The following is a 2,850-nucleotide window of genomic DNA, read 5'->3' as shown; positions in this document are numbered from 1 at the left end:
CAGAAGATTGAGCATAATTTTAAAGGTGATTACACCTCCCCTACTAATATTCTTTGAGATAGTTCTTTTAGCTAGGATACTCTGGATTATCCCCTTCTGGCCCATTCTATGGGGTGCCTTGGCTATCATTTATATCCCCTTATTCTGTCTAAGTATAGCCAACATTAGCATGAAACGCGTTTCCCCTGGCGCGAATGATAACGCTTCAGGGGTTGCGGTGATGCTTGAGGTGGCAAGAACGATAAGCGATTCCCCACCAGACGAAATTGAGATCTCTTTCGTGGCCTTCGGGGCTGAGGAACAAGGGCTGTGGGGAGCGAAGGTCTTCTCCAAAAGGGCCACAAACTCCCTTGTATTAAATCTGGACACCCTTGGCGTCGGACATCTTTGTATCGTAGAAGGCAACGGCATAATGAAAAAGAAGGCAACATCCTCCTCGATGAATCAAGCTGTGTTTAAAGCCGCCCAGCTCATTGGAGCCGAGCTCAGACCCATATGGGCGATCTTCGCTTCGCATGACCATATCCCCCTTTTAAGTTCTAGCGCTGGGGCGACTACTTTAACAGCAGATACAAACGAGAAAAAAATATTTGAAAAGTTTTTGAGCTTATTTGGGATAAAAAATGCTCACTTGCGCAGGTACAAGTATATTCATGGGCCCGAAGACTTACCTGATAAAATTGAACTCGTGAATTTGGAAATGGCAGGAAAACTTGTGCTAGAGTTTGTCAAATCTGTAAAAGAAAAATAAAAACAAATAATAACTAAAAGTGTTATGGGCTACCCATTGACTAAGGCACAGTTATGGCGCCGTGTGGACATGCCACTTCGCACGCTCTGCATTCAATGCAGTTCTCAGGCCTAGCCACAACCACCTGCTTGTCCACATCCGGTGGCGCTGACTTTTGAGCGGCCCCCATCTCGAGAGTATTTGTGGGACAAACCGCAACGCATTCGCCTGCGCCCTTACATCTCGTGTAATCAACCACTGGCGGCAAAATTTACACCTCCTTTGTCTTTTGTTTTAGTAATGTTACAATATAACCTGCTATTCTATTTTTAAGAGGCTTACTTTCAATAATGGCTAGCTCGTCCAAAACGTGCTGGTTTTGTTCATAGTCTGTCGAGAATTTATCCGGGTACGCCTCAAGGAGCATCCTTGCAGCACGTTTCACATGTCCCTGTCGAATCCTGCCCATTTTTTGGCCTCCGCTCTTTTGGCTCATCGTTTCAAAGGTTATAAATTTTTGTGTTCGCGGGTTTTCCTCGAAAACGTTGACTTTTTAAGTTTAGCGGCCAAAAGTTGTAAGGCTGGGCCGAGGCTGGGTGGGGTGAAGGAAGGTGAAGAATGAAGTGCCCTCACTGTGGGTCCAGCCGGATCAAAAAAGCGGGCAAGCTGAAGCGCAAGTATCAGGTGAGGCAAGGGTACAGGTGCAAGGATTGCAGGCGTTTCTTCGTGGAGCGGGATGGCTTCGAGGGTAGGCATTACCCGGGCGAAATCATAGCCTTGGTGTTGCACCTCTTCGTTGAAGGGCTTTCCCTCAGCAAGATAAGAGAAATAGTGTGGCAGCATCACGGCTACAGGCCAGCCGACTCGACAATCCTAGACTGGGTCAGGAGCTACTCGAAGCTCCTAAAGCGATTCGAACGCAAGCGCATGCCAAAACCGAGAGTCAAGGGGCGAATCCACCTCGACGAGGTGGAGCTGAAAGTGGGGAAAAAACGTGCTACAATGTGAACGCGGTGGACTCCCGCACGAAATACAATCTTGGTACAAAGCTCGTTTGGCACAGGACCCTTAAGGAATTCGACGATTTCTTCAGGCGCCTCAAAACAGCCCTAGGAACGCAGATACACGAGGTTTTCGAGGCGGAGAAATCCAAGCCACCCAAGGAGCGCAAGCTGGTAACGTTCGTCAGCGACAAGCTCTGGCAGTACAGGACTTCCTTCAACCGCTATTTTTACAGGATAGCGAGGTTGGTGTTCGGAGTTCCGATAGCTTGTAAGCAATACGGCCTCGAGCACAACAACCCGATCGAGCGCCACAACCAAGACATTAAGCAGCGATACAAAGTGATGCGCCATTTCAAAAGCTTCGCCTCGGCCGAGGCTTTCCTGAGTCTGCGGAGATTCGTCTACAACCATGTAAGGACGCACCAGAAACTTAACGGCTTTCCAGCCGAGGAAGCTGGCATCCGATTGGAACTCGGGAGGAACCGCCTCTACGATCTGATCAGGCTCTGTTCCACTACCTAGCTGACCTCGATGCAGGCCTTCAAGCGCGCTTTTAGTGTGGACCATCTCACCCATGTGCTTGAACCATGGTATGGGGGTTTGGTAAACTTCACCACAGGCGTTGCGAATAATCTTTAGACTCCGAAATCGTCCGCCGACGGCACGCAAAAAGTTCAAAACTCACGGGTTCCGAGGAAAACCTTATTTAAAACTTGCTCTTAAAGGGTTCTCCTTCGAATTGTTGACCTACTTAGACTAAAATGGACGAAAATACTTCCGAAGGACTGGACAATCGGCCAATTGACATTTTCGAACCTCTTTCTTGCAGAAACCTGATTTCTCGTATTTACAGACCCTACTGAATTCATCAAACGGCAACGATATCATGTTCAAATGTCTCTCGAATTGAACGAATAAGCTCGGATTTGGGTAATAAACGAATTTTGGGCGTCCTTTTCCTTTAATCATCGGTTTTCTTTCGATTAATCCTTCCAATTCGAATTTCTTCAGCCATTTGATCACCGTTGCCCGAGCATGCCCCGATTTCTCAACGAGTTCCGCTAAAGTTTTCGGTGCCGGATTCTCGATACCTCCGAATACCTCACCGAACTTGCG

At 47.8% G+C, this 2,850-nt stretch carries 5 protein-coding genes and 1 pseudogene; 3 read left to right on the top strand and 3 right to left on the bottom strand.

Annotation, left to right across the window (positions count from 1 at the left end; genetic code table 11):
• Positions 1–169 precede the first annotated feature (169 nt).
• Positions 170–751 carry a M28 family metallopeptidase gene (locus tag ACP5PX_RS07740; RefSeq protein ID WP_428085383.1) on the top strand — a complete coding sequence of 194 codons (582 nt, stop codon included), beginning with the start codon at positions 170–172 and terminating at the stop codon, positions 749–751.
• A gap of 40 nt (positions 752–791) precedes the next feature.
• Here ACP5PX_RS07740 and ACP5PX_RS07735 read toward each other — a convergent pair whose 3' ends face one another.
• Together ACP5PX_RS07735 and ACP5PX_RS07730 are read right to left on the bottom strand one after the other, a co-directional pair.
• Entirely contained in the window at positions 792–989 is a 198-nt protein-coding gene (locus ACP5PX_RS07735) for a 4Fe-4S dicluster domain-containing protein (protein ID WP_428085382.1), read from the bottom strand.
• A 12-nt stretch (positions 990–1,001) separates the two neighbouring features.
• The gene (locus ACP5PX_RS07730; protein ID WP_428085381.1) at positions 1,002–1,226 is read right to left on the bottom strand and encodes a 30S ribosomal protein S17e; all 225 of its coding nucleotides are present in this window, start codon (positions 1,224–1,226) and stop codon (positions 1,002–1,004) included.
• A 122-nt stretch (positions 1,227–1,348) separates the two neighbouring features.
• On the opposite strand from ACP5PX_RS07730, the gene ACP5PX_RS07725 reads away from it, so the two are divergent.
• Together ACP5PX_RS07725 and ACP5PX_RS07720 are read left to right on the top strand one after the other, a co-directional pair.
• Positions 1,349–1,738, top strand: a complete 390-nt coding sequence (locus tag ACP5PX_RS07725; protein WP_428085380.1) for an IS1/IS1595 family N-terminal zinc-binding domain-containing protein — start codon at positions 1,349–1,351, stop codon at positions 1,736–1,738.
• Positions 1,739–1,743: 5 nt separating this feature from the next.
• Positions 1,744–2,256 (top strand): integrase core domain-containing protein, encoded by a 513-nt coding sequence (locus tag ACP5PX_RS07720; RefSeq protein WP_428085379.1) that lies wholly within the window; start codon positions 1,744–1,746, stop codon positions 2,254–2,256.
• 234 nt (positions 2,257–2,490) lie between these two features.
• Here ACP5PX_RS07720 and ACP5PX_RS07715 read toward each other — a convergent pair.
• Positions 2,491–2,850, bottom strand: a pseudogene (locus tag ACP5PX_RS07715) (hypothetical protein); the annotation flags it as partial.

Origin of the sequence: Hadarchaeum sp. (SeqCode) (genome assembly GCF_049969415.1) — an archaeon.
Classification (GTDB): domain Archaea; phylum Hadarchaeota; class Hadarchaeia; order Hadarchaeales; family Hadarchaeaceae; genus Hadarchaeum.
This window is presented reverse-complemented; position numbering and strand designations above follow the sequence as displayed.